This window comes from Pseudomonas sp. rhizo25 (assembly GCF_031931935.1).
GTDB lineage: Bacteria > Pseudomonadota > Gammaproteobacteria > Pseudomonadales > Pseudomonadaceae > Aquipseudomonas > Aquipseudomonas synxantha.
This window is the reverse complement of sequence record NZ_JAUJXA010000060.1, coordinates 1-442: the sequence shown is the minus strand read 5'-3', so window position 1 is coordinate 442 and position 442 is coordinate 1. Positions and strand designations below refer to the sequence as shown.

Genomic DNA, 442 nt, shown 5'->3' with positions numbered 1-442 from the left:
TGATCTGTTACTGCGCACCGCCATGATCTGGCTGGACGCGTTACCGCCCAGTGAAGTTGCGCAGGCAGCTGCCAGTTTTATGGTGTCGCTGCTGATTGATCTGGTGATTGGCGCAGTGTTGACCATCGCCTTGCCAGCGGCGGGCGTGGCGTATTTGAGCATGCGCCTGGTCAAGTACGGCAAGCAGATTCTTGCGGCGGCATTGGGCTTCGTGGAGGGCGTGCTGGCGATTCTCACGAAGTTCATGCAGGCGGTTGACCGTTACAAAGCGGTGGCGGTTCGCGGGGTGGTCGGCGGGCTGAAGCAAGGCACGATGCAGATGCGCTGGAAGGCGCGGCAGAACGCGGTGCTGAAGCAGAAAGAGCGTGTGGATGATGTGCCTGTCGTGGCTTCGAATCCCAAGGGGGATGCGACGGCGCCTGCGGACAAGACGGTCACTCAT

Annotated in this window: 1 protein-coding gene; it reads left to right on the top strand. The window is 60.9% G+C overall.

Translation table 11 applies throughout. From position 1 onward, the window contains the following. Positions 1–442: hypothetical protein (locus QZR30_RS27930; RefSeq protein ID WP_311904787.1), on the top strand; the 442-nt coding region annotated here is incomplete at both ends.